Here is a 24,575-nt window from a genome sequence, read left to right as displayed (position 1 = left end):
CGCCGACGTCGGCTCGAATTTCGCAGGCCCACAACTCTTTCGGCCTTGTCGCGGCGCGCTCCGCGTGGGTGCCTGGTGTCCGTGCTGGGAAGGGTGGGATGGGAGGCGAAACCTTCTCTTCCGGCTCCGTCTTGGCCTTCCGTCCTTCCGTGCCTCCATTCTTACACTGTGACGGCACTCACATCAAGGGTTTCGAGGGCATTACCGAATCCCGGTGAATTCGGCGTGTCGCTCGGAGATTCGTGCTGGCGGAAGCCGGTCAGCGCCGTTTGCGGAGCAGTCGGTAGCTGATTGCGCCCGCGATGATCGCGCTCAGTCCGACGGCGGCCGTCGCGGCGACGGTGGTGGTCGACGGCGCCTGGAATCGCGACCACAGCGATACCGGATTGGAGAACGCGAGCACGGGCCAGCCACGGTTCGCCGCCTCCTTGCGCAGCGCGCGATCGGGGTTGACCGCGGTCGGATGCCCGACGGCGCTGAGCATCGGCACATCGGTCACGGAGTCGGAGTAGGCGTAGCACCGCGACAGGTCGTAGCCCTGCTCGGCGGCGAGCTTCTCGATCGCGGCGACCTTGCCCTCGCCGTAGCAGTAGAACTCGATGTCGCCGGTGTACTTGCCGTCCTCGACCACCATCCGGGTCGCCTCGGTGTGCGAGGCGCCGAGCGCCTCGGCTATCGGCCCGACGATCTCCTCGCCGGAGGCGGAGATGATCACCACATCGTGCCCGCGGATCTTGTGATCGGCGATCAGATCGGCGGCCTCGGCGTAGATCAGCGGGTCGACCAGATCGTGAAGTGTCTCGGCGACAATGCTTTTCACCTGCTCCACATCCCAGCCTGCGCACATGTTCGCGAGGTTTGCCCGCATCCGTTCCATCTGGTCGTGATCGGCACCGGAAAGGAGGAACAAAAAGTGTGCGTAGCTGCTCTCCAACACGGCTCTGCGGTTGAGCAGACCCTGTGCGTAGAAGGGTTTGCTGAACACGAACGCGCTCGACTTCGCGATCACCGTTTTGTCGAGATCGAAGAACGCGGCCACCCGCCCGCCCGGCACCGGGCCCGAGCCCGATTTGCCGAGTCTTGCGTCCGTAGGCGAGGTCTGGTCGCGTTCTGGCGTCACGTCAACAGAATAGGCACGACCTGCGCTCACCGCAGATTCGACTGTCCGCACCGTGGAAAAGGGTTTGCCCCGAGGACGCCCGGCGGCGCGAATCGCCGAAGAATGTCGGCGAATGCTACTTGCGCCCGAAGCAGGGGGTGGGTGTAGTATTGCTGGCACCTGGACTTAGTCCAGGCGCGTTCAGCCCGACCCCCCGGGGCTGAACCCGACGGCCCCAGCCTCCTCCCCCCCGGCTGGGGCCGTCCTCTATTTCGGGGACGATCGTAAAAGTTCTCCACACCCCCGAGTTATCCACAATCGCCCTTTTCGGGGTGTTGATAACCTCCTCGCTCGGCAACGCTGAGTCGCATGAACCCAGCCCCGATACGCAGTGGCTCCCCACCTGTCGCGCCCGCTCTCGTGCTCGTGCGTGACGACCGGTTGCGTGCGGAGGTGCGCCGAGTCGCGGCGGCCGCCGAGCGTGTCACCGACGAACGGGTGATGCCGGTCGGCAGGCACGCGTGGGCAGGGGCCGGGATGGTGATCCTCGATACCGCCGCCGCTGTTTCGGCCACAGTCGCCGGCTGTCCGCGCCGGTCGGGCGTGGTCCTGGTCACCGAGGGGGAGCCTGCCGTGCCCGACTGGCAGGCGGCGACCGCGGTAGGCGCCGAGCGGGTTGTCGCGTTGCCCTCGGGCGCGGTCGCACTGGTCGAACAGTTCGCCGAACACGCTGAATCCCGCACGGGTGAAGGGATAGTCGTCGCGGTGGTAGGCGCCGGTGGCGGCGCCGGGGCATCCACGCTCGCCGCGGCCATCGCGCTGCGCGGAGCCGCCCGCCGGGTCCGTCGCGACACGGTACTGATCGACGGTGCTCCGCTCGACGGCGGGATCGATCTGGTGTTGGGCATGGAGAACGTGCCAGGACTGCGATGGCCCGACCTGATCATCGAGGACGGCCGGGTGTCGGCCGCGGCACTGCACAATGCGTTGCCCGCCGCGTCCGCGGGCCTGGCGGTGCTGTCCTGCGGGCGAGCGCGCCCAGCTGCCGCAGGCCAGGGCCGGTCACCGACGGTCTCGGCTGCCGAGGCCGAGCCCCCGCGGATCGGCTGCACATCGACCGAGCTGTCTCCGGCGGCGGTGCGCGCGGTCATCGAATCCGGCAGAGATGCGGGCGATCTCGTGGTCTGCGATGTCTCGTCCGAGCGTGGCCCCGCAGCCGACGCGATGCTCGACGCCGCCGACCTGGTCGTCCTCATCGTCCCGGCGCGGCTGCGCTCCATCGCCGCGGCGGAAGTCGTCTCGGCATATCTGGGCGAACGAAACCCCAACCGAGGCTTGGTTGTTCGCGGTCCGGCGCCGGGCGGCCTGCGCGGCGCGGAAGTGGCGGAGTTGCTCGGGTTGCCGCTCCTGGCCGCGGTTCGCGGACAAGCAGGACTGGCGTCGCGCCTCGAACGCGGAGGACTGAGTGTGCGTCGTCGTGGCCCGCTGCGGGACGCCGCCGACGCCGTCCTGGCGATGGTAGGGGCTGAGGCCTCGTGACAACTTCTGCCCTCGCCGGACATTCGAGCCACTCGGGTAGGGCCGTTCGCAGGGACGGAGCAGGCGCGCTATGACCACATTCGTCACCGTCGATCTTCTCGAGCGCGTCCGTGAGCGCCTTGCCGAACATCCGGGCGTCCCTGACGCCGCACAACTCGCGGCCGCGATCCGTACCGAAGCGGGCGGTGTACTCGCCGACACCGACCTGCTCCGGGCGCTACGGCTGCTGCAAACCGAGGTGACCGGGGCGGGGCTGCTCGAACCGTTGCTGCACGACCCGCAGGTCGCCGATGTGCTTGTCACAGCACCGGATTCGGTCTGGGTCGACCGTGGTCGCGGGCTGGAACTGACCGATGTCCGCTTCGCCGACGAAGCCGCTGTTCGCCGCCTCGCCCAGCGCTTGGCTCTGGCAGCGGGCCGCCGACTCGACGACGCCCAACCCTGGGTCGACGGCAAACTCGCCGGAACCGAAGCGGCCCTTGGTGATGCGTTCGGCGTTCGACTGCACGCGGTGCTGGCACCGGTAGCCCATGACGGAACATGCCTTTCCCTGCGCATCCTCCGCCCGGCCACGCAGGGCCTCGACGCGCTGGCCGCCGCCGGTTCGATACCCCCGGACGCCCGCCGACTACTCGGCGACATCGTCCGCGCCCGCCTCGCATTTCTCGTCGTGGGTGGCACCGGCGCCGGAAAGACCACCTTGCTCTCGGCGCTGCTCGCCGCCGTCGATCCCGCCGAACGAATCGTGTGCGTCGAAGACGCCGCCGAACTCGCTCCGGTCCATCCTCATGTCGTACGCCTGGTCGCCCGGACCGCCAATGTCGAAGGGGTGGGCGCTGTTACGGTCCGCGATCTGGTTCGCCAGGCACTGCGAATGCGCCCGGACCGCATAGTCGTCGGCGAGGTACGCGGCGCCGAAGTCGTCGACCTACTGACCGCACTAAACACCGGTCACGACGGCGGCGCGGGGACGGTCCACGCCAACTCGCCCCAGGAGGTCCCCGCTCGTCTGGAAGCGTTGGCAGCTCTGGGCGGTATGGACCGCGCCGCCCTCCACAGCCAATTGGCGGCGGCGGTTCAGGTGGTCCTGCACGTTCACCGGCGATCGGACGGCACCCGCGCGCTTCGCGAAATCGGCGTCCTGCAACGCGATTCCGATGGCGTCCGCATCACCCCGGCCTGGCGATCGGACAACCACCCGACTCCCGCCGCCGACGAACTCCAGCGACTACTCGAGGTGCGACTCGGATGAGAAGTCGGCAGCAGGGGATCGGTGACCGAGCGGCAGGTTTCGTTCTGAAGGGGGTGAGTTCGTGGGTAGCGCGTTGCTCTGTTGTGCGGTGGCGATGCTGGTACTTCCTGTGGCGGGCGGGCAACGGCGGTTCACGCGGTTGTTCGGCGCGGGCGGGCGCAGTGCACCGAGGCGGGTGCCTGTGGAGTGGTGTGCAGGAATCGGACTCGGGTGTACGGCATTCACGTTCGGCCCCGGTGTCGGGCTGGCGGCTCTCATGCTGGGAGCCACTGTGGCCGTGCGGAGGCGGCGTGGTCGAGGTGACCGCGAGCGAGGCCGCCAATGTGGATATCTACTGGCCGGCCTCGAAGCCGTGGTCGGCGAGCTCCGCGTCGGTGCGCACCCGAGCGCGGCGGCCGAATCCGCCGCAGGCGAATCGCGCGGCGAAGCCGCACGCGTACTGGCGATCAGCGCGGGCCGCAGCCGTCTCGGCGGGTCTGGCGCCGACGGCTGGATCCAACCGGATTCGATTGTCGCCGAAGAACTGTCGAGGATCGCCGCCGCCTGGCGAGTGGCCGAAGAACACGGCCTTGCTCTGGCGGAACTGCTCTCGGCCGCCAGATCGGATCTACTCGGTCGCATCCGCTTTCGAGAGCGCACCGAAGCCGCACTGGCCGGCGCCCGAGCATCGGCCACAGTCCTCGCGGGCCTCCCGCTGGTCGGCATCGGCCTGGGTCAGCTGATGGGCGCCGCTCCGCTCACCATCCTGTTCACATCTCCAGCCGGCGAACTACTTCTTCCACTGGGCGCTGCTCTCGCCTGCTGTGGACTCCTGTGGACAGATGTCATCACCCGCAAGAGCACAGCCTGACTCCCCGCCCCATCGCTGCTGAACGGTTGGCAGAAGTGGCCGCCGACTCGAATGCCTGTGGACAGATGTGTATCCCACGAGACCGCAGGCCGACCCGCGTGGTGTTCGGGAGGTCGGCTCGGATCAGGTGTGGACAGGTGTGGATCAAACTTCGAGGAGGGATTGCTTGTGCAGGGGATGGCTGGAGTTGCCTCGCCGGAGGCGTTGCTGATCGCGGCGCTGGCGATCGTGGTGTTACCAGGGCGCGTTGCCGTCAGTCGACGGGTGCGTGCGCTCGGACCGGCATCAGTCGGCGTGTCCGGGGCACAGGGCAACGCCGCGAAGGTCGACCTGCTCGGGTCCGCCTCCGCATTCGATCTGCTGGCCGCGTGTCTACGAGCGGGACTGCCGATGGCCGCGGCCGCGCGCGCGAGCGCTCCGACCGCACCGCCGGTTCTTCGGGCCGCATTGCTCAGGGCCGCAGACCTTCTCGCGCTGGGCGCCGACCCGGCGACCGCATGGGAGCGGGCAGCCACCGACGCCGCCGGGTCCGTCGGCGCCGATGACGTGGAGTCGCTGGCCAGGATGGCCCGCCGTTCGGCCCGCTCCGGTGCCTCGCTGGCGACGGCGGTCGGCGAACTGGCCACGCAGCGCCGGGAAGCCGTGGAAGACGCTGCCGTCGCACGCGCCGAACGCGCGGGCGTGCTGATCGGCGGACCGCTCGGTCTGTGCTTCCTGCCCGCTTTCGTCTGTCTCGGCATCGTCCCGGTCGTCATCGGCCTCGCCGACAGCGTGCTCGGCGACGGAGGACTGCTGTGACCGGCCTCGACGAGGCCACCGAAGCTTCACCGCGCGGACCAGCCGCGCGGTGCAACCAGAGAGGGGATCACGATGACGTTCGTCCACGCCGTATACCTGGGGGCCCGCACTCGATTCACGCGTCTGCTGCTCGACGACGACGGCATGTCCACAGCGGAATACGCGATCGGCACGATCGCCGCCGCAGCCTTCGGGGCCGTGCTCTATGGGGTCGTCACCGGGGACAGCATCGTCAACGCGCTGACCGGCATCATCGACAAGGCGCTCAACACCAGCGTGTAAACCATCGCGACATAAGCACTCTCGGTGCCGATGCGGGCGCGGTGACGGTCGAGGCCGCCATCGCCCTCGCGGCACTGGTGTGCGCCGTCGCCCTGTGTGTCGGCGCCCTCCTCGCCGGATCCACCCAGGTCCGCTGCACCGACGCGGCCCGCGAGACCGCCCGCCTGGCCGCTCGCGGTGACACTTCGCGCGCGATCACCGCGGGCAAGACCGTTGCTCCGGCAGGGGCGAGCGTCGAACTCCGGATCGAAGGAGACCGAGTGATAGCCACCGTCGCCGCGAACACTCCGCTCCTGCCCGGCCTGCGGCTGCGCGCCGAAGCCGTAGCCGTCACCGAGCCGGGAGTGGGACCGTGACGGCAAGCCACGATGGATCGGCGACCGCACAGATCCGGGCGCCGAAGCTGCCGCGAGAGTCCGGGTCGGTCTCCCGGAGATCGATGTGGCGTGGGCTGGCTGGCGATGCCGGCGGGGCGACGGTGTTCGTCTGTGTGGCGTTGGCGGGATTGATCTGCCTGACGTTGTCAGTCGGGCAAGTGGGCGGGGTGGTGGTGGCTCGGCACCGGGCGCAGGGGGCCGCTGATCTGGGGGCGTTGGCCGCGGCGGGGGTATTGGCGGAGGGCGCCGAGTCGGGTTGTGGAGAGGCCGGGGAGATTGCTCGGCGGATGAGGGTTCGGGTGCGGCGGTGCGTCGTCGCGCAGTGGGATGTCGTTGTCGAGGTCGAGGCGAATGTATCGGCGGGAGTGTTCGGCATGCGCACTGTGCGGGCTTCGGCACGCGCGGGTCCGGCGGAAGAGAATGAGTGACTCGGAAGAGTTATCACTGGTCGGTGGTTGTTCCGCACCGAACCAATTCTGAATTTACCGGAAGCGCATTTGTGCTATTTCATGCGCATTCTTTGATCTTGGCCTGAAAAAAATGAAAAGAACGATGTAGCCCTGCCCGGTGATCCCGGTTGGCTATGAACCAGTTAATAGAAGAGTGGTCCTTTTTAATCGACGGCCCGGTGCCTATCGCGATATCTTCGCTGGTCAACACCAATTCGGACGAGTGACCAGCATTCTTTGAGAGAGGTGTATCCCCGGTCACGTAGTGGGTTGGTGGACATCATGTGTCGGCGGGCCCGTCGCAGTGGGTCCGCAGTTCGCTGAGAACAGCGGCCAGCAAGCGTGCGGCAGCGTCCTTGTCCAGGGGGTTGTTGCCGTTGCCGCACTTGGGCGACTGCACGCACGACGGGCACCCGTCCTGGCACGCACAGCTGCGGATCACGCTCGCGGTGGCGGCCAACCAGTCCGTGAGCTGGGCGAATCCGCGCTCGGCGAAGCCGGCGCCGCCGGGCTGCCCGTCGTAGACGAACACCGTCGGCGCACCCGTATCGGGATGTTCGGCGATGGAGACACCGCCGATATCCCAGCGGTCGCAGCCCGCGACCAGCGGCAACATGCCGATGGCGGCATGCTCGGCCGCGTGGAGTGCGCCGGGTAGCTGTTCGTCGGAGATCTTCGCGGCGGCGAGCAGCCGGGGTGTGACGGTATAGAGGACAGCCTTGGTGTGCAGCGTGTGCGCCGGCAGATCGAGCTCCACCTGGTCGAGCACCTCACCGGTCACCAGCGTCCGCAGGTAGCCGACGACCTGGTTGGTGACCGCGACCTGCGCGGATGCCGCGGTCACCGCGCCGAACACGCGTTCCTCGATCACCCCTTCCACGGTGATCGAGGTGATCTGCCGGGAACTGGTGGTGAAGCCGGGATCCACCTCGTTGACGAACGCGACGCCACCCTCGAGGTCGAGCTCGTCGACGAGATAGGTCTCGCCCTGGTGCAGATGTACAGCCCCCGTGTGCAGGGTGGCCGGGGCTCGGCCCGCGTCGGCGGTGCCGAGCAGTCGTCCGGTTTCGGCGTCGACGATCGCGACCGGCGAACCGAGCCCACCGCGCACATCCACGTCGTCGTGCGGGTGGGTGTGCGCGGTGACATGCCAGCGCGCACCCGCGCCACGGATACTCGGCCTGCGCCGGATCAAGCCCTGTTCGGCCAGGTCAGCAAGCACCTCATCGGCTCTGAGCTCGCTTACCTCTTCGTCGGTGAGCGGCAGCTCCATCGCGGCGCACAGCAGCTGGGGGCCGAGGATATAGGGGTTGTACGGGTCGGTGATGGTGGCCTCGATCGGCCGATCGAGCAGCGCTTCCGGGTGATGAACCAGGTAGGTGTCGAGCGGGTCGTCGGTAGCCACGAGCACCACCAGCGAACCTTGCGACCGCCTACCCGCCCGTCCGGCCTGTTGCCAGAACGAGGCGACCGTCCCGGGAAAACCGGCGATGACCACGGCATCGAGGCCCGCGATGTCGACACCGAGCTCGAGCGCGTTGGTACTGGCGGCGCCGAGCAACGTCCCCTGCGACAGCGACTGCTCGAGCTCACGCCGGTCCTCGGCTAGATAGCCCGCCCGATAGGCAGCAACTCGTTCTTGCAGCTCAGGGGCGGTTTCAGCAAGGACGCGCCGAGTGTCGAGCGCGATCAGTTCAGCACCGCGCCGCGAACGAACAAAGGTGAGAGTCCGAGCGCCCTCGGTCACCAGCGCCGCCATGATCTTGGCTGCCTCGCTGGTCGCGGTCCGCCGCACCGGCGCCCCGTTCTCCCCGGTCAGCGACGCGCTCAGCGGCGGTTCCCAGAGCGCGACGGTCCGGGCGCCGCGCGGCGACCCGTCCTCGGTGACAGCCACGACCTGCGCGCCGATCAGCCTGCTCGCCGACGCGGCCGGATCGGCGCTGGTGGCCGAGCACAGGATGAACACCGGATCGGCGCCGTAGAACCGGGCGAGCCGACGCAGCCTGCGCAGCACCAGCGCGACATGCGAACCGAACACTCCTCTATATGCGTGGCATTCGTCGACGACCACATACCGCAGGTTGCGAAGCACCCGCGCCCAGCGCTGATGCGAGCGCAGAATCCCGACGTGCAGCATGTCGGGATTGGTGAAAATCCAGCGTGCGTTGGCCCGAACCCACTGCCTGACCTCGGCGGGAGTGTCGCCGTCATAGCTCGCCGGATGCGCCTCACGCAGCGGATTGTCGTGGATCAGGCTGCCGACGGCGCGGAGCTGATCGGCGCCGAGCGCCTTGGTGGGGGAGAGGTACAGCGCGGTGGCGCGCGGGTCGTCGAGCAGCGCGGTGAGCACCGGCAACTGGTAGCCGAGCGATTTCCCCGATGCTGTTCCGGTGCTCACCACAACGTGGCTTCCGGTCGCCGCGAGGTCGGCCGTGCGGGTCTGGTGTCCCCACGGCAGTTCGATTCCCTGCGCGTCCAGGGCTGTGACCAGCTCCGATGGCACCCATTCCGGCCACGCTGTGGTGTCGGCGCGCTGTGCGGGCAGCTCCGCCACATGGGTGAGCGGGTTGCCGCCGGCGGCCGCTTCGGTCAGGACACGATTCAGCAACGATCGCCCGTAGCTCTCGCCCGTATCGCGCTCCCGAACGCCGGTCCGGTCTGCCGGATTCATCCAGTCCTCCTCTCACGCGACACGCGAAGTGTGAAACGTGTGTGTGCGACAACCACTACCTGGTATTTCGTAACCCAGTAGCGATCTGGGTCACAGCATGTTTGCTGGAAGCTCACTCGGTTATCAAGAAGCAAACAGACCGAAAGTACGGATACACCCAATCTCTCCCTTACCTGCACATTCGCAAGATCATGAATTTTGCAAATACTCGGTAACTCGACTGTCGAATTGCTCAGAGACATGGTTCACTGGGTCTCGGTCGCAAGCTTCTGTGTTCGAGGGACGGATCCAAGGTCCAAACCATCAGCAGGATCGTTGTTGCGAACGCCGTGCTCAGGATTTCCTTGCAGGGGGACCAACGGTACAGCGGTCGGAACGGGCCCGGTGGACGAACCCAGTTGTCCGCCGTTTCCGGTAGAAAGAGAAGGAAACAGAATGGCACAGGGAACTGTGAAGTGGTTCAACGCGGAGAAGGGGTTCGGCTTCATCGCGCCCGAGGACGGCTCAGCTGACGTCTTCGTCCACTACTCGGAGATCCAGGGCACGGGCTTCCGTACCCTCGAGGAAAACCAGAAGGTCGAGTTCGAGGTCGGCCAGGGCACCAAGGGCCCCCAGGCCACCGGCGTTCGCGCGCTCTCCTGAGCTGCGAAACACAACAACGCCTCGTCCCCCTCCTCCGCATGCGGAGGAGGGGGACGAGTCATTTCCGGGTAGCATCGCCCAGGACAGCGCCCGCGACGTGAAACGCCGCAAATGCCTCTACCCCAAGTGCGCAGGGTATAAACGTCACTGGTGGTGATGTCCGAACGTCGCCGTCTGCCCCAGCCGCGCACCGAGCGGACCTCCCGACGCGCGGATCTAGAAGGAAGGTGTTCGCCGGTGGCAACACGAGACCGCAGTTCAGCCGATCAGGGCCGACCCCTGCGTCGTCTCGTGATCGTCGAGTCGCCGACCAAGGCCCGCAAGATCGCGCCCTATCTAGGTCGCAACTACACGGTCGAGGCCTCGGTGGGCCACATCCGTGACTTGCCGCGCGGTGCCGCTGACGTGCCGGCCAAATATAAAGGTCAACCGTGGGCCCGCCTCGGTGTCGACGTCGATCACGACTTCGAGCCGATCTATGTGGTGAACCCGGATAAGAAGGCCAAGGTCGCCGAGCTCAAGAGCTTGCTGGCCGACGCCGACGAGCTCTACCTCGCCACCGACCCCGACCGTGAGGGCGAGGCGATCGCCTGGCACCTGCTCGAAACGCTCAAGCCGAAGGTCCCGGTTCGCCGGATGGTCTTCCACGAGATCACCGAGCCCGCCATCCTCGCCGCCGCCGCCGACACGCGCGAGCTCGATAACGACCTGGTAGACGCCCAGGAAACCCGCCGCATCCTGGACCGCCTCTACGGCTACGAGGTCTCTCCGGTGCTGTGGAAGAAGGTCATGCCGCGGCTTTCCGCCGGTCGCGTGCAGTCCGTCGCCACCCGGGTGATCGTCCAGCGTGAGCGTGAGCGCATCGCTTTCCGCTCCGCCGGGTACTGGGATATCGCCGCCAAGCTCGACGCGGGTCCCGACGAGAAGTCCGATTCGACCAACCCGCGCACGTTCGGCGCGCGCCTGGTGCAGGTCTCCGGCGACCGCGTCGCCTCCGGTCGTGATTTCGGATCCGACGGTCAGCTCAAGTCGGCCACCGGCGTCGTCGTGCTCGACGAGGCCTACGCCCGCAGGCTGGCCGAGGCGCTCGACGGCGCCGCGCTCGAAGTCAGCTCGGCCGAGGCCAAGCCGTACACGCGCAAGCCGTATCCGCCGTTCATGACCTCCACGTTGCAGCAGGAAGCGGGCCGCAAGCTGCGGTTCACCTCCGAGCGCACGATGCGGGTCGCGCAGCGGCTGTATGAAAACGGCTACATCACCTATATGCGTACCGACTCCACGACGCTGTCGGAGTCGGCCATCGCGGCCGCTCGCTCGCAGGCGACTCAGCTCTACGGCGCGGAGTACGTCTCGCCGTCGCCGCGCCAGTACACCCGCAAGGTCAAGAACGCGCAGGAGGCACACGAGGCGATCCGTCCCTCGGGCGACACCTTCATGACGCCCGGTCAGCTGGCCTCCAAGGTCGACAACGACGAGTTCAAGCTCTACGAGATGATCTGGCAGCGCACGGTCGCCTCGCAGATGGTCGACGCGCGCGGCACCACGCTGACCCTGCGCATCACCGGCACCGCGCGGACCGGCGAGGAGTGCGTGTTCTCGTCCTCGGGCCGCACCATCACCTTCGCCGGGTTCCTCAAGGCCTACGTCGAGAGTGTGGACGAGGAGGCGGGCGGCCAGTCCGACGACGCCGAATCTCGTTTGCCCGCACTGGAAGAGGGCCAGAGCGTCACCGCCGTCGAACTCACCCCCGACGGCCACAGCACCAACCCGCCCGCCCGCTACACCGAAGCCTCGCTGATCAAGACGCTGGAAGACCTCGGCATCGGCCGCCCGTCGACCTACTCCTCGATCATCAAGACGATCCTCGATCGTGGGTACGTCTACAAGCGCGGCAGCGCGCTGGCCCCGGCCTGGGTGGCGTTCGCGGTGGTGGGACTGCTCGAGGCCTACTTCGGTCGGCTCGTCGACTTCGACTTCACCGCCGCGATGGAGGACGACCTCGACGCGATCGCCGGTGGACGCGAGCAGCGCGGAAACTGGTTGTCCAGCTTCTACTTCGGCGGCGAATCCGGTGCCGAGGGTTCGGTCGCGCGTTCGGGTGGCCTGAAGAAGATGGTCTCCGTGCAGCTCGACGACATCGACGCGCGCGAAGTGAACTCGATCAAGATGTTCGTCGACGAAGAGGGCCGCGATGTCGTGGTCCGCGTCGGCCGCTTCGGTCCGTATCTGGAGCGGATGATCATCAATCCCGATGACCCCGAGGGTGATCGGATCTCGCAGCGGGCGAACCTGCCCGACGATCTGCCGCCCGACGAGCTGACGCCCGAGGTCGCCGAGAAGCTGTTCTCCACTCCGCAGGAGGGTCGTTCGCTCGGCGTCGACCCGGTGTCGGGGCACGAAATCGTCGCCAAGGAAGGACGTTTCGGCCCGTACGTCACCGAAGTACTGCCGGAACCGCCCGCACCCGACCCGGACGCCGCGCCCGCGAAGAAGACCAAGAAAGCCGCGGAGGTAAAGCCGCGCACCGGTTCGTTGTTCAAGTCGATGGACCTGGCCGAGATCACCCTCGACGACGCGCTGATGTTGCTCTCGTTGCCCCGCGTGGTCGGCAACGACCCCACCTCGGGCGAGGAGATCACCGCACAGAACGGCCGTTACGGCCCGTATCTGAAGAAGGGCACCGACTCCCGTTCGCTGGCGACCGAGGATCAGCTGTTCTCGGTCACCCTCGACGAGGCGCTGAAGCTCTACGCCGAGCCCAAGCGTCGCGGACGTCAGGCCTCGGCCGCGGCCCCGCTGCGTGAGCTGGGCAACGACTCCGCCACCGACAAGCCGATGGTGATCAAGGACGGCCGCTTCGGTCCGTACGTCACCGACGGCGAGACCAACGCCAGCCTGCGCAAGGGCGACGAGGTCGAGTCGATCACCGACGAGCGCGCCTCCGAACTGCTTGCCGATCGTCGGGCGCGTGGTCCGGTGAAGAAGGCGGCGAAGAAGACGACCGCGAAGAAGGCGGCCAAGAAGGCGCCGGCCAAGAAGGCCGCGGCGAAGTCGACCGCGACCAAGACGGCCACCAAGACCGCGGCCAAGAAGACGACCGCCGCCAAGAAGGCTCCGGCGAAGAAGGCCGCAGCGAAATCTGCTGGGACCGAAGACGATTGAGCAAGCGGTGAACCTGGCTACCGCATCCGCTGGTTGTCGATGACCCAGGCGTCCGGAAGTGTTGTCGGACCCCGTGGCTAGGGTGTAGCGCGTGGCAGGTGTCTTCGATCGACTGGTCGGCCAGGACGTGGTCGAGACCGAGCTGGCCGCTGCCGCGAAGGCGGCGCGGGCCGGGGTGGTCACCGGGGCGATGACGCATTCGTGGCTGTTCACCGGGCCGCCCGGGTCGGGGCGGTCCGTCGCGGCGCTGTGTTTCGCGGCGGCGCTGGAGTGCACCGATCCCGGCATCGTCGGCTGCGGGAAGTGTCACGCGTGCACCACCACGATGGCCGGTACCCACGGCGATGTGCGGCGAATCATCCCCGAGGGTCTGAGCATCAGCACCAAGGAGATGCGCGCGATCGTGCAGATCGCGGCCCGTCGTCCGAGCACCGGTCGCTGGCAGGTGGTAGTCGTCGAAGACGCCGACCGTCTTACCGAGGGTGCTGCCAATGCCCTGCTCAAGGTCGTCGAAGAACCACCGGACCGCACGGTCTTCCTGCTGTGCGCCCCCACCGTCGACCCCGAGGACATCTCCGTCACCCTGCGCTCGCGCTGCAGACACGTACACCTGGTGACCCCGACCGTCCCCGCCATCGCGCAGGTCCTGCGCGAGCGCGACCAACTCGACGCGAAAACCGCCGACTGGGCAGCTTCGGTCAGCGGCGGCCACGTCGGCCGAGCCCGCCGCCTCGCCACCGACGAAGACTCCCGTCAACGACGCAAGCGCGCCCTCGCTCTGGTCACCGCGACCGAACGCCCCGGCGCCGCCTACGCCGCCGCCGACGAACTGGTGAAATCCGCCGACGACGAAGCCAAGCTGATGAGCGCCGACCGCGACGACCGCGAACGCGACGAACTCGCCACCGCCCTCGGCGCAGGCGGCACCGGCAAGGGCTCCGCCTCGGCGACCCGCGGTTCGGCCGGTGTCCTCAAAGACCTCGAGCGCCGCCAGAAATCCCGCGCCACCCGCACCGGCCGCGACGCACTCGACCGCGCCCTCATCGACATCGCAGGCATGTACCGCGACGCCCTGGCCATGCGTTTCGCCGGCCGCGGCACCCCCATCACCCTCACCCACCCCGACATGGCAAGCGAGATCACCGACCTCGCCACCAACGTCCGCCCCGAAGGCCTCCTGCGCAGCATCGACGCCGTCCTGGCCTGCCGCGAAGCCCTCGACCTCAATGTGAAACCCCGCTTCGCCATCGCTGCCATGGTCGCCACCCTCATCACCGCCCGCACCACCTGACCACCCGTTTTCGCGTTCTACCGGTTCCCGCGATAGACTCGCGTCGCCGAAATGGCACGCCGCCTTAGCTCAGTCGGTAGAGCGCTTCACTCGTAATGAAAAGGTCGCGAGTTCGATTCTCGCAGGCGGCTCAAAACGCCAGTCAAGGGCGGGCACCGGGATACATCCGGTGCCCGCCCTTTCTGCATTTCTCAGAACATGGACGGGGGTCAGGTCGTCCGCGCTCGGATGCGAATCAGCCCACCTGTCGCGGCCTGCGGCACGATGACCACGGCTAACGCTGGTGAGGTAAGTCCTCGTCGTGGCCAGAAAAAATCTGTGGTGTTGAGTGTAGACATTCATCTGGAGTCGGTATACAGTCACTGTCGTTCAGAAGATAAGTCCAGAGGCCGGGCAGGTGAGCTGCCCGGGAGTAGGTAGTTCGACCGTCCCTTCCGGCGGAGAAGAGAATCCGGTGCAGTAGGCCGGACCGCCGGAGCGGGCGAAGAAGCAAGACGAAGTACGAAGTGAACAAGCAATGAGGACAAGACCGGCGATCCAGGAGGTGGTGCCCACTGAGTAGTCATTTATCAGTTCCGCGTCTCAGGGAAAGTCGGATGCGGTGTACGGCATCGGCCCACTCGGCCGGTGAGCAGAGTTGACATTGAATCCAACCTCATAGTCCCAGGCCCCGGCGCATGTGCGCCGGGGCCTGCTGGTTTCGAACCCTGTCGTAGAGTGTTGTTGCATAAAATTCTTTGCACAGATAACTGTGCAAAGAGTACTGTGCAACTATGTCCGACGAGGTAACACCCAGAGAGATCACCGATCCCGCAGCCCTCCGTGCGCTCGCGCACCCGCTGCGGCAGCGGATCTTGCGCGCACTTGCCGAGAACGGGCCTGCGACCGCGACGGCTTTGGGGGCGCAGTTGGGCGAGAACACCGGCGCGACCAGTTATCACCTGCGCCAACTCGCCGAACACGGCTTCATCGAGGAGGCGCCCGAACTGGCCAAGGGCAAGGAGCGGTGGTGGCGTTCGCCGCCGAAGGACCTGCGCTACCGGATGGATCGCGAACAGTCGCCGGAGTTACGCGAGCTGATGGAAGGTCTTGTCGCCCAGCACATCACCGAAGACATCGAGATGTTCCAGCGCTTCCAGGCCGAGCGTGCCGAGTTGGGTGAGTGGGCCGACATGATGCCCTTCTCGCGCGGCGCGATCTACGCGACGCCCGCCGAACTCGAGGAATTCTTCGAGGACTACATGACGCTGCTCAAGCGTTTTCAGCAGTCTCACCCGCAGGATCGCCCTGGCGTCCGCCGCGTGCTGACGCGCTTTCTCGCCTTCCCGGCACCTCGCACGAACACCGCAGACTAGGACATGGCGTGCTCTTGATCTTCCGACGAATCATTCTGCTCGCCATCATGATCGCCGCCGTCGCTGGGTGTCCGGCGGCGCATGCACAGAACACCGTCAGCGTCGACATCACCTTCACCCGCACAGACGGCACAACCACCTCCGGCACAGTGCACGCCCCCGCGGGAGCGACCGGCAGGCCGGGCGTCGTGCTCGTCCACGGCTCGGGCAACGGTAGCGGCGAGCACTACGACCTGGTCGCCGAGGCATTCGCCCGAGCGGGCATCGTCGCGTTGCGATATGACAAGCGCACCGAGGGATACACGCCATCGCACCGTGACTACTCACTCCTGGCCGACGATGCGCTGGCAGGCCTTGCCGCACTGCGGAATCGGCCCGAAGTCGATCCGGCTCGCGTCGGGCTGTGGGGACTGTCGGAGGGTGGATGGGTCGCACCACTGGCTGCTTCACGATCCACCGAGGCCGCCTTCCTGATCACGATCGGCGCCAACTCGGCCCAACCCGCTGCGCAACAGGCGTGGGCCAACGAGACCCGGTTCGGTGCGGCAGGCGTACGCGGCTCGATGGTCGATATATTGGCCCGCAACGGTATTCGTCAGCTGGTAGCCGCCGATCAGTTCGCGCAGGCGGACTACGACCCGATCCCGGTACTGGAGAGAATCCCGCAGCCGGTTCTCGCGATCTGGGGTGACCAGGACCGTCTCACCCCACCCGGTGACAGCCTGCGCGGCTTCCAGACCGCCTTCGACCACGTCGGAAAGACGAACTACACGCTGCGCACGCTCCCGAACGCCCAGCACGCCGGACAGCCGACCACCGATGGCTTCGACAAACTTCCTGGCTTGGCGTCGGGATACGGCGAGCTCATGGGTGATTGGGTCAACGGTCTTCCCGGTTCGGCCACACCGCCGACCACGGATCAGCCAGCGGCACAGGGACATCCGGTGCGGGCGCTGGCGCCGGCCTCCTGGTGGGAATCGACCGCGGTGCAACTGACCCTGTTGTTCGGCATGATCCTGGCGCTGAGCGGTTACGCGTTCACCGGGATGATCGGGCGATGGCGGCTGCCCGATCGGCTGCCCGCGCGAGTATTGGTGTGCGCGATAGTGATCGGCATCGTGGGCACTGTGGTCCAGCTCGGCTACATCCTCACCACCCGTGCAACCTCGTTCGGCCCCTTGTTGTTCGGCCGCACCCTGCCGTGGCTGGTACTGCAACTGGTCGCCCTCGGCGCGGTGGTCGCGCTAGGTATCGTGCTCGCCCGCGCCCGCCACACCCTGGGCGGAGCAAGCGCTGGTGCGCGGATCCGATGGTCCCTGTTAGTTTGCGGCGGAACAGGTTTCGTGCTCTGGTCGCTGTATTGGGGCCTGCTGCTCCCATGACCCGACGACAAAGGCCCCCGACGAGGTCGGGGGCCTTCTTCGCGGTTACTCCTGAGCCGATCGCCGTTGATCGGTCTCAGGAGAACTGGCTCGGGTCAGCGGGCAGCGACGTTGCGGCGGGTGGCCCGAGAGTTCGAGGAGCTGCGCAGGATCTGGTGCACCACGGCGTCGAAGGCGTCGGTGTCTTCGACATTGCTGAGGTGACCGTGCGGCAGCACATGGAAATCGGCCAGGTGGCCGGTGCGGCGCAGGATGTCGACGATCGGGCGCGAAAGGCGCTGCGGGAGCAGCCGGTCCCTGGCGCTGGCGATCACGGTGGTCGGCACGGTCAGGTTGGCGGTGCCCGCCGACAGATCCATATCGGCCATGGCGGCGGCGTGGCGGGCCCGCGCGACCGGACGGCAGGAGCGGACGATGCCCATCGCGAAGTCGACCTCGTCGGCGGTGGCCTCAGCGGTGAGAACCCGACTGCGGAGAATCTGCTGGGTGAGCCAGCCGCCGGGGATCGGCAGCGGCGCGAACAGCAGCGACTCGCTGACCGGCTGCGGCATCCGCACCGGCGCGCCGAGCAGGGTGACCGGATACTGCCCGACGGTGAGCTGCTTGTTCAGCACCGGCACCATGTCGGTTTCCCAGCGGATCGCGGCATTGGCGGTGTTGGCCAGCAGTACGGCGGACGCGCGCTGCGAGACCTGCTCGGGGTGATGCTTGGCCCAGGCCTGAATGGTGAGCCCGCCCATGCTGTGCCCGGCCAGGACGGCCTTCTCGTCCTCACGCAGCGTCGCGTCGAGGACGGCGGACAGATCGTCGGCGAGAGTGTGCTCGCTGGGGACGGCGGTGCCGAGGGTGGACTCGCCGTGGCCGCGCTGGTCGTAGCTGACCACGCGGTACTCGCCGGCGAAGGCGGTGATCTGCGGGTTCCAGTATTCGATACTGCAGGCCCAGCCATGGATTAGGACCAGGGCGGGGGCGGTATCGGGACCGTAGACGTGGACCCGGAGCTGCGCGCCGTCCGCGGTGGCCACCGGGACGACCCGGTGCTCGGCGGTGGGAGCGTTGAGTTTCGCGGTGGCGAAACTGCGGGTACGCAGCCCGGCACGGAACTGTGCGGTCAGTGCGCCGGTCTCGAGGTGAGAGACCATGGTTCGCGCTGCCGCGAGCGTCATCATCGACTTCGCAAGCATGTGGCACTCCTTTGTGTCGTAGGCCACCGTACAGTGCGAGCTGGGGTGCTAGCTAGTGTTAGCGGGTCACAGTGTCCCACTTGTTGTGAACTGAGTCACCGGGTGTGCCGGCATTGTGAAATCGCCAGAAATCGGCGAAAAATTACACGGAAAGAGCACGATCAGGCATCGTTCGCGCCAGGCTTCTGCTGGCGGCGGTGATCGGCCGCCGCTACCGTAGGGGAGTGGACAAAACGCACGTCACGGCCGAGTTTTCCGGCGCAGACCCGAACCGGGGTGCCCCGCGCTCGACCTGGCAGCGGATGACACCCCCGGTGATCGCCGCCGGTCTAGGCATCGGGACGCTGGCCCTGCTGCATTTCCGCGACCCGCACGTCGAGGGTTCCTACGGCCTGTGCCCGGTCTACGTGCTGTTCGGGGTGTACTGCCCCGGCTGTGGTGGCATGCGCGCGATGCACAACCTCACCGACGGCAACATCATCGACTCGCTGCACAGCAATCTGCTCGCCGTACCGCTGACCGTCGCGTTCGCGGTCTTCGTCATCGACTGGATCCTGCGTGCTCGCCGCGGACAACGGTGGCGTCTGCCCAGTCTGAGCCCGGTGATCGTGTGGTCCTTCTTCGGGCTACTCGCCGTCTACTCGGTACTCCGCAACACGCCGTGGGGAACCTGGCTCACGCCTGTTTGACAGTGGTTCGCAACCCGAATACCGGGCAAGCTGGACCTATGGGCGATTCACTGAAAGACAGAGTCAGGCAGAAATTGCAGCGCCAGCTCGCCCAGGACGGGCCGGACCCCGAGCACGACGATGCCAGGACCATCTCGGTGGCCGATGACCTCGAGGCACTGGAGATGGTGCAGGCCGAGGATCCGCTCATCGAGGAACTGGCCCAGCGCTACCTGGTGTTCTGATGCGCCTGCCCGCCCAGCGGCGGTAATTGTGGCAGCGGCTTGGTCCCGAGCCAGATCGCGAACAGCCCGCGCAGCGGCGCCACACTGTAGTGGCCCGCCAGGTCGACGAATTCCTCCGTAGTAATAGAGGAGTGCCGGTACCGCGCGGTCCACTCTTTGATCAGTTCGAAGAACAGGTGATCGCGCAGTTCCAGCCGCAGCGCGTGCAGGGTGAGCGCGCCACGCTTGTAGACCCGGTCGTCGAACATGTCCTTGGGTCCGGGATCGCCGATGATGATGTCCTGCGGCTGACGCGCGAGGTTCGCCCGCGCGGCCCGGGCCAGCTGATCTGCGGTCGGCCCGCCGGAGGCTTCGGACCAGATCCATTCCGCGTAACAGGCGAAACCCTCGTGCAGCCAGATGTCTTGCCACCGCTTCAGCGTGAGGCTGTTGCCGAACCACTGATGCGCGAGTTCGTGTGCGACGAGACGTTCCGCGCCGCGCTTGCCATCGCAATGGTTGGCGCCGAAGATCGAGATCCCCTGCGCCTCGATCGGGATGTCGAGTTCGTCGTCGGTGACGACCACGGTGTAATCGTCGAACGGGTACGGCCCGAACCGCTCGGTGAACAACGCCATCATCTCGGGCTGGCGCGCGAAGTCGTGGTCGAAGCTCGCTCGCAATCGCGGCGGAATGACAGCGTGCATCGGCACCGGTTCGCCGGCGGCGCCGACCCGGTACTTGCGGTAGCCGCCGATTTGGATCGTCGCCAGATAGCTCGCCATCGGCTCGGCCATCTCGTACACCCAGGTGGTCTGGCTGGCCTTGGGCTGCTTGCTGAGCAGGGTGCCGTTGGCCAGCGCGTAGAACGGGCTGTCGGTGGTGATCGAAATCCGGTAGGACGCTTTGGAACTCGGGTGGTCGTCGCACGGGAACCAGGAGGCTGCGCCGTTGGGCTGACTCGCGACCAGCGCGCCCTCGGTGAGCTCTTCCCAGCCGACCTCGCCCCACGGCCCGCGCACCGGCTTGGGGGTGCCCGCGTAGTGGACGGTGATCTCGAGAACGCCACCGGCGGGGATCTTCTGCTGCGGTGTGAGCGCGAGCTTGCCCTGCTGATGGACGAATTTCACCGCCTTCGACCCGTTGACGAGCACCTTCGACACCATCAGCGCCTGCGATATGTCGAGGGTGAACCACGGCCGCACCGTCGTGGTGACCGCGATGATCACCGCGCGCCCGGCGAGCCGGTTGCTGGCCGGTTTGTAGCTCAGCTCCAGCTCGTAGCGGGACACGCGATAGCCGCGATTGCCGTTCTGCGGCAGGTAGGCATCGATGGGTTCCTCGTAGAACTTGCTCCGCATCAGGCGGCTCCGCGCTGCCTCGACTCCCGCGTCACGGCAGGATCGGTCCAGTGCGAGATGGGGTTGCCCCACCAGCGAGTCGAGGGCGGAACCACATCGCCACGCATGACCAGCGACGCCGGTCCGATGGTGGCGCCCGCGCCGATGTGAGCGGCGGGCAGGGCGACGCAGTGCGGTCCGAGGGTGGCGCCCGCTTCGAGGGTCACCGTGTCCATGGACATGATTCGGTCGTGGAACAGGTGCGTTTGCACCACGCAGCCGCGCTCCACGGTCGCGCCGTCACCGAGTGTCACCAGGTCCGCCTCCGGTAGCCAATAGGACTCGCACCATACCCCGCGGCCGATCTTGGCACCGAGTCCGCGCAGCCACAGATTCATGACGGGAGTACCCGTGGCGGCACGCGCGAACCACGGCGCCGCGACGGTTTCGACGAAGGCGTCGGAGACCTCGTTGCGCCACACGAACGAGCTCCACAGCGGGTATTCGATCGCGCGAATTCGCCCGACGATCAACCACTTCGCCGCCACGGCGATGGTTCCCGCCAGCGCGCCCGCGGCCATCAGGACCAGGCCCGAGACAAGAGCCGCGACCAGGTAATCGGTGTGCTGGGCGATCAACGCGAGCGCGAGCAGTACCCCGAGTCCGATGGCGAAGGTCACCATCACCGGGATCAAGCGGCACGTCTCCACGAAGGCCCGTGCCAGCTTCAACCGCAGCGGCGGATCGAAGGTGCGCGAGGTGTCGCTGGACTCGGTCGCGCGACGCAACCGCACGGGCGGGCTACCGAGCCACGACGAGCCCGCCTTCGCCTTGTTCGGAGCGGCCGAGAGCACCGCGACGAGGCCGTTCTTCGGCACGCGTCGACCGGGCGCGGTCATCCCCGAATTGCCGAGGAAGGCGCGCTTGCCGACCTTGGATTCGCCGATGCGCAGCCAGCCGCCGCCGAGTTCGTAGCTGCCGATCATGGTGTCGTCGGCCAGAAAAGCGCCGTCGGAGATCACGGTGAACTTGGGCAGCATCAGCACGGTCGACGCCTCGACGTTCTTGCCGATCTTCGCGCCGAGCAACCGCAGCCAGACCGGGGTGAGCAGGCTGGCGTAGAGCGGGAACAGGAAGGTGCGGGCGGAGTCGAGCAGACGCTCGGTGGCCCACACCTGCCAGCCGGTGCGGCTGCGCACGGGGTGGTAGCCCTCGCGCAAACCGATGCTGAGCAGGCGCACCGCGATCACGGTGGCCACGGCGTAGACGCCGAGACTGAGCAGCGTGGCGAGCGGCAGGATGGCGAAACCGCGCAGGGCGGCGGCGCTGATGGTGGTCTCCTCGCGGACCCACCAGGCGATGAAGGTGCCGCCGACGGCGAGGCCGAACACGGGCATCGCGGCCAGCACCATCGACGACAGACCGAATACGACCAGCCAGTGCCTGGCGCGTTCGGGGGAGTGGTCGGGCCAGCGGCGCGGCGCCTTGCCGGTCTTGGTGGCGGGTGAGCCCGCCCATTCCTGTTCGCCCTTGACCTTGCCCGATACCGCGGAGCCGGGCGCGATCTCGGCCTTCTTGCCGATCTTGGTGCCGGGCAACAGGATCGAGCGGGCGCCGATCACCGCGCCGTCGCCGATGGTGATGGCGCCGATGTGCACGATGTCGCCGTCGACCCAGTAGCCGGACAGATCCACTTCGGGTTCCACGCTGGCGCCGTCGCCGAGTTCGAGCATGCCGGTGACCGGGGGCAGGCTGTGCAGGTCGACGCCCTTGCCGATCTTGGCGCCGAGTGCCCGCGCGAACGGGACCATCAGCGGTGCGCCGGAGAGACTTTCGGCGCCACTGGCTTCGGACAGCCGGACAGCGGCCCACAGCCGTAAGTGCACGGACGACCCGCGGGGGTAGGACCCGGGACGCAGCCCGGCGAGCAGGATTCTCGCCCCGGCCACGCAGATCGTCATCCGGCCGATCGGCGAGATGAACAGCACGAACGCCAGCAGGATCCACCACCACGACAGGCGCGGCAGCCACGGCAGCGAACCCGACCAGCCCGCGATACCGGAGACCACGGTCAGCCAGGTGACCCACTGCAAACCGGTGAGGGTGGTCAGCGGAATCGTGGCCAGTACCTGGGTGATCTGCGCGCGCAGCGGTGTCGGTTCGACGACGCGCACGTCGACGGCCGCGACCGGTGCGCTGCCGTCGAGGAGTTCGACCAGCGAGCCGAGGCGCGGGTGGTCGTAGAGATCGGCGACGGTGACGTGCGGGTACCGCTCACGCAACGCGCCGACGAGTTGTGCCGCCGAGAGCGAGCCACCGCCCAGATCGAAGAATTCCGCATCGAGGTCGGTGGCCTCGGCGCCCAGGATCGCGTCCCACAGACCCGCCACCCACGCCGCCGTGCCCGACAGCCCTGTCTCGGCGGGTTCGTCGGTGCTCGGCAGCGGCCACGGCAGTGCGTCGCGGTCGACCTTGCCGGAGGTGCGCGTAGGCAGATCGGCGACGATCGCCAGGCGCGGCACCAGCGGCGCCGGAAGTTGTTCGGCCAGAATCTCTCTGGCCTTCTTCACGTCGAAGTCGGGACCAGGACCAGTGAGGTAACCGACGAGGATCTTGTTGCCCGCCTTGGTGGTTCGGATCGCGGCAGCGGCACCGCTGACACCGGGCAGGTGCTGTAGCGCATTGTCGAGCTCGCCGAGTTCGATGCGACGCCCGCCGATCTTGATCTGGTCGTCGGCGCGGCCGAGGAAGATCAGGCCCTGGTAGTCGTTGCGCACCAAATCGCCACTGCGATAAGCGCGTTCCCAGCCGAGTGAGGGCAGCGGGGCGTATTTCTCGGCGTCCTTGGCGGGATCGAGGTAGCGGGCGAGGCCGACGCCGCCGATCACGAGTTCGCCGGTTTCGCCTTCGGCCACCGGGTTGCCCTGGGGGTCGACGACGGTCAGATCCCAGCCGTCGAGGGGCAGGCCGATGCGAACGGGCATCTCGCCGGTGAGCAGCGCGGCGCAGGCGACGACGGTTGCCTCGGTGGGGCCGTAGGTATTCCACACTTCGCGGTCGGCGCCGGCGAGCCGTTCGGCCAGTTCCGGGGGCACCGCTTCGCCGCCGAAGATCAGCAGCCGCACCGATTCCAGCGCTTCGGCGGGCCAGGTCGCGGCCAGCGTGGGCACCGTGGAGACGATGCTGATCTCGCGGCGCATCAACCACGGGCCGAGGTCGGCGCCGGTGCGCACCAGGTCGCGCGGGGCGGGGACCAGGCAGGCGCCGTTGCGCCAGGCCAGCCACATTTCCTCACAGGAGGCGTCGAAGGCCACCGAGAGTCCGGCCAGCACGCGGTCGCCGGGACCGATCGGGGCCTTCTGCAGGAACAGGCGGGCTTCGGCATCGACGAAGGCGGCGGCGTTGCGATGGGTGACCGCCACACCTTTGGGGGTGCCCGTGGAGCCGGAGGTGAAGATGATCCACGCGTCATCGGCGGGGGTGGGCAGAGTGTTCCAGTCGTGTTCGCCCGTAGCCGTGGTGGCCGACTCGATGCCGTCGCCGGTGGCGATCGCGCTCACCCTGGCCTCGCCGAATACGAGCTTGGCTCGCTCCTGCGGGTCGTCGGCGTCGACGGGCACATAGGCGGCGCCGCAGTAGAGCACGGCCAGAATCGTCACGTAGAGCGCGGCGGTGCCCGACGGCATCCGTACGCCCACCCGGTCGCCCGGTCGCACGCCCGCCTCGGTGAGTTCGGCCATCCTGGCCTCGATCGCGGCGATCAATTCCATGTAGCTGAGCACGACGGTGCCGTCGTCGACGGCCGGTGCGTCAGGGTGTGCGAGGGCGGTGCTGGTCAGGATGTCGACCAGGGTGCGCGGCGGTGCGGCGAGATCGGCGCGCAGCAGCGGGTCGCGAAGAACCGCCGCTACCTCAGTGTGTGGCTCGAGCATCGTGCTCAGTCCACCTCTCATCGGTTGACCCCCATCGGTGGTGTCTGTTGTTTCATGAGCGGGTTACCGGAGGGCAAA

Annotated in this window: 19 protein-coding genes and 1 tRNA gene; 15 read left to right on the top strand and 5 right to left on the bottom strand. The window is 67.4% G+C overall.

What is annotated here, in order from left to right; translation table 11 throughout:
* Window positions 1-259: 259 nt before the first annotated feature.
* Window positions 260-1,054, bottom strand: coding sequence for an HAD-IB family hydrolase (locus tag ASD42_RS21105; RefSeq protein ID WP_056819126.1), 795 nt, complete (start codon window positions 1,052-1,054; stop codon window positions 260-262).
* A gap of 414 nt (window positions 1,055-1,468) precedes the next feature.
* Here ASD42_RS21105 and ssd point away from each other — a divergent pair, with 414 nt between their 5' ends.
* The 7 genes from ssd to ASD42_RS21070 all read left to right on the top strand — a co-directional run bounded on the left by ssd (window position 1,469) and on the right by ASD42_RS21070 (window position 6,625).
* Window positions 1,469-2,638 (top strand): septum site-determining protein Ssd, encoded by a 1,170-nt coding sequence (gene ssd, locus ASD42_RS21100; RefSeq protein WP_056819124.1) that lies wholly within the window; start codon window positions 1,469-1,471, stop codon window positions 2,636-2,638.
* 70 nt (window positions 2,639-2,708) lie between these two features.
* A complete protein-coding gene (locus ASD42_RS21095; protein WP_056819122.1) occupies window positions 2,709-3,890 on the top strand; it encodes a TadA family conjugal transfer-associated ATPase in 1,182 nt (393 codons plus the stop codon).
* Between the two features lie 271 nt (window positions 3,891-4,161).
* Window positions 4,162-4,740: a type II secretion system F family protein gene (locus tag ASD42_RS21090; RefSeq protein WP_442938656.1), complete on the top strand. Its 579-nt coding sequence runs from the start codon at window positions 4,162-4,164 to the stop codon at window positions 4,738-4,740.
* A 177-nt stretch (window positions 4,741-4,917) separates the two neighbouring features.
* On the top strand, window positions 4,918-5,538 hold the full coding sequence (locus ASD42_RS21085; protein ID WP_056819120.1) for a type II secretion system F family protein: 621 nt from the start codon (window positions 4,918-4,920) through the stop codon (window positions 5,536-5,538).
* 72 nt (window positions 5,539-5,610) lie between these two features.
* The gene (locus ASD42_RS21080; protein WP_056819118.1) at window positions 5,611-5,820 is read left to right on the top strand and encodes a DUF4244 domain-containing protein; all 210 of its coding nucleotides are present in this window, start codon (window positions 5,611-5,613) and stop codon (window positions 5,818-5,820) included.
* Window positions 5,821-5,861: 41 nt separating this feature from the next.
* The gene (locus tag ASD42_RS21075; RefSeq protein ID WP_056819115.1) at window positions 5,862-6,176 is read left to right on the top strand and encodes a TadE family type IV pilus minor pilin; all 315 of its coding nucleotides are present in this window, start codon (window positions 5,862-5,864) and stop codon (window positions 6,174-6,176) included.
* Window positions 6,177-6,259: 83 nt separating this feature from the next.
* Entirely contained in the window at window positions 6,260-6,625 is a 366-nt protein-coding gene (locus ASD42_RS21070; protein WP_056819113.1) for an Rv3654c family TadE-like protein, read from the top strand.
* A gap of 301 nt (window positions 6,626-6,926) precedes the next feature.
* Here the strand turns inward: ASD42_RS21070 and ASD42_RS21065 are convergent, their stop codons facing one another.
* Window positions 6,927-9,317 (bottom strand): DEAD/DEAH box helicase, encoded by a 2,391-nt coding sequence (locus ASD42_RS21065; protein ID WP_056819111.1) that lies wholly within the window; start codon window positions 9,315-9,317, stop codon window positions 6,927-6,929.
* A gap of 435 nt (window positions 9,318-9,752) precedes the next feature.
* Here ASD42_RS21065 and ASD42_RS21060 point away from each other — a divergent pair, with 435 nt between their 5' ends.
* From ASD42_RS21060 to ASD42_RS21035, 6 genes are all read left to right on the top strand, one after another.
* On the top strand, window positions 9,753-9,959 hold the full coding sequence (locus ASD42_RS21060; RefSeq protein ID WP_019044597.1) for a cold-shock protein: 207 nt from the start codon (window positions 9,753-9,755) through the stop codon (window positions 9,957-9,959).
* A gap of 237 nt (window positions 9,960-10,196) precedes the next feature.
* A complete protein-coding gene (gene topA / locus ASD42_RS21055; protein WP_056819109.1) occupies window positions 10,197-13,121 on the top strand; it encodes a type I DNA topoisomerase in 2,925 nt (974 codons plus the stop codon).
* 91 nt (window positions 13,122-13,212) lie between these two features.
* Window positions 13,213-14,412 (top strand): DNA polymerase III subunit delta', encoded by a 1,200-nt coding sequence (locus ASD42_RS21050; protein WP_056819106.1) that lies wholly within the window; start codon window positions 13,213-13,215, stop codon window positions 14,410-14,412.
* A gap of 58 nt (window positions 14,413-14,470) precedes the next feature.
* Window positions 14,471-14,543: transfer RNA gene (locus ASD42_RS21045), tRNA-Thr, on the top strand.
* Between the two features lie 642 nt (window positions 14,544-15,185).
* A complete protein-coding gene (locus ASD42_RS21040) occupies window positions 15,186-15,767 on the top strand; it encodes an ArsR/SmtB family transcription factor (RefSeq protein ID WP_056819104.1) in 582 nt (193 codons plus the stop codon).
* An 8-nt stretch (window positions 15,768-15,775) separates the two neighbouring features.
* Complete coding sequence (locus ASD42_RS21035) at window positions 15,776-17,149, top strand: alpha/beta hydrolase family protein (RefSeq protein ID WP_056819102.1); 1,374 nt, start codon at window positions 15,776-15,778, stop codon at window positions 17,147-17,149.
* Window positions 17,150-17,244: 95 nt separating this feature from the next.
* Here the strand turns inward: ASD42_RS21035 and ASD42_RS21030 are convergent, their stop codons facing one another.
* Window positions 17,245-18,333: an alpha/beta fold hydrolase gene (locus ASD42_RS21030; RefSeq protein WP_056819100.1), complete on the bottom strand. Its 1,089-nt coding sequence runs from the start codon at window positions 18,331-18,333 to the stop codon at window positions 17,245-17,247.
* 224 nt (window positions 18,334-18,557) lie between these two features.
* On the opposite strand from ASD42_RS21030, the gene ASD42_RS21025 reads away from it, so the two are divergent.
* Together ASD42_RS21025 and ASD42_RS21020 are read left to right on the top strand one after the other, a co-directional pair.
* Window positions 18,558-19,022, top strand: coding sequence for a DUF2752 domain-containing protein (locus ASD42_RS21025; RefSeq protein ID WP_056819098.1), 465 nt, complete (start codon window positions 18,558-18,560; stop codon window positions 19,020-19,022).
* A gap of 38 nt (window positions 19,023-19,060) precedes the next feature.
* Window positions 19,061-19,246 (top strand): hypothetical protein, encoded by a 186-nt coding sequence (locus tag ASD42_RS21020; protein ID WP_056819096.1) that lies wholly within the window; start codon window positions 19,061-19,063, stop codon window positions 19,244-19,246.
* Here ASD42_RS21020 and ASD42_RS21015 read toward each other — a convergent pair.
* Both ASD42_RS21015 and ASD42_RS21010 read right to left on the bottom strand, forming a co-directional pair.
* Window positions 19,231-20,586, bottom strand: a complete 1,356-nt coding sequence (locus ASD42_RS21015; RefSeq protein WP_056819093.1) for a M1 family metallopeptidase — start codon at window positions 20,584-20,586, stop codon at window positions 19,231-19,233. The genes ASD42_RS21020 and ASD42_RS21015 overlap by 16 nt on opposite strands.
* Entirely contained in the window at window positions 20,586-24,497 is a 3,912-nt protein-coding gene (locus tag ASD42_RS21010) for a Pls/PosA family non-ribosomal peptide synthetase (RefSeq protein ID WP_056819091.1), read from the bottom strand. Before ASD42_RS21010 ends, ASD42_RS21015 begins: the two co-directional genes overlap by 1 nt.
* Window positions 24,498-24,575 lie beyond the last annotated feature (78 nt).

This window comes from Nocardia sp. Root136 (assembly GCF_001427185.1).
Taxonomy (GTDB): Bacteria; Actinomycetota; Actinomycetes; order Mycobacteriales; family Mycobacteriaceae; genus Nocardia; species Nocardia salmonicida.
This window is presented reverse-complemented; position numbering and strand designations above follow the sequence as displayed.

Excerpts from the sequence above, each read along its gene's own strand:
- ASD42_RS21080 (WP_056819118.1), top strand. The coding sequence starts at position 5,611 with ATGACGTTCGTCCACGCCGTATACCTGGGGGCCCGCACTCGATTCACG.
- ASD42_RS21020 (WP_056819096.1), top strand. The coding sequence starts at position 19,061 with ATGGGCGATTCACTGAAAGACAGAGTCAGGCAGAAATTGCAGCGCCAG.
- ASD42_RS21030 (WP_056819100.1), bottom strand. The coding sequence starts at position 18,333 with ATGCTTGCGAAGTCGATGATGACGCTCGCGGCAGCGCGAACCATGGTC.
- ASD42_RS21070 (WP_056819113.1), top strand. The coding sequence starts at position 6,260 with ATGTGGCGTGGGCTGGCTGGCGATGCCGGCGGGGCGACGGTGTTCGTC.
- ASD42_RS21085 (WP_056819120.1), top strand. The coding sequence starts at position 4,918 with ATGGCTGGAGTTGCCTCGCCGGAGGCGTTGCTGATCGCGGCGCTGGCG.
- ASD42_RS21015 (WP_056819093.1), bottom strand. The coding sequence starts at position 20,586 with ATGCGGAGCAAGTTCTACGAGGAACCCATCGATGCCTACCTGCCGCAG.
- ssd (WP_056819124.1), top strand. The coding sequence starts at position 1,469 with ATGAACCCAGCCCCGATACGCAGTGGCTCCCCACCTGTCGCGCCCGCT.
- ASD42_RS21010 (WP_056819091.1), bottom strand. The coding sequence starts at position 24,497 with ATGCTCGAGCCACACACTGAGGTAGCGGCGGTTCTTCGCGACCCGCTG.
- ASD42_RS21060 (WP_019044597.1), top strand. The coding sequence starts at position 9,753 with ATGGCACAGGGAACTGTGAAGTGGTTCAACGCGGAGAAGGGGTTCGGC.
- ASD42_RS21065 (WP_056819111.1), bottom strand. The coding sequence starts at position 9,317 with ATGAATCCGGCAGACCGGACCGGCGTTCGGGAGCGCGATACGGGCGAG.
- ASD42_RS21095 (WP_056819122.1), top strand. The coding sequence starts at position 2,709 with ATGACCACATTCGTCACCGTCGATCTTCTCGAGCGCGTCCGTGAGCGC.
- ASD42_RS21040 (WP_056819104.1), top strand. The coding sequence starts at position 15,186 with ATGTCCGACGAGGTAACACCCAGAGAGATCACCGATCCCGCAGCCCTC.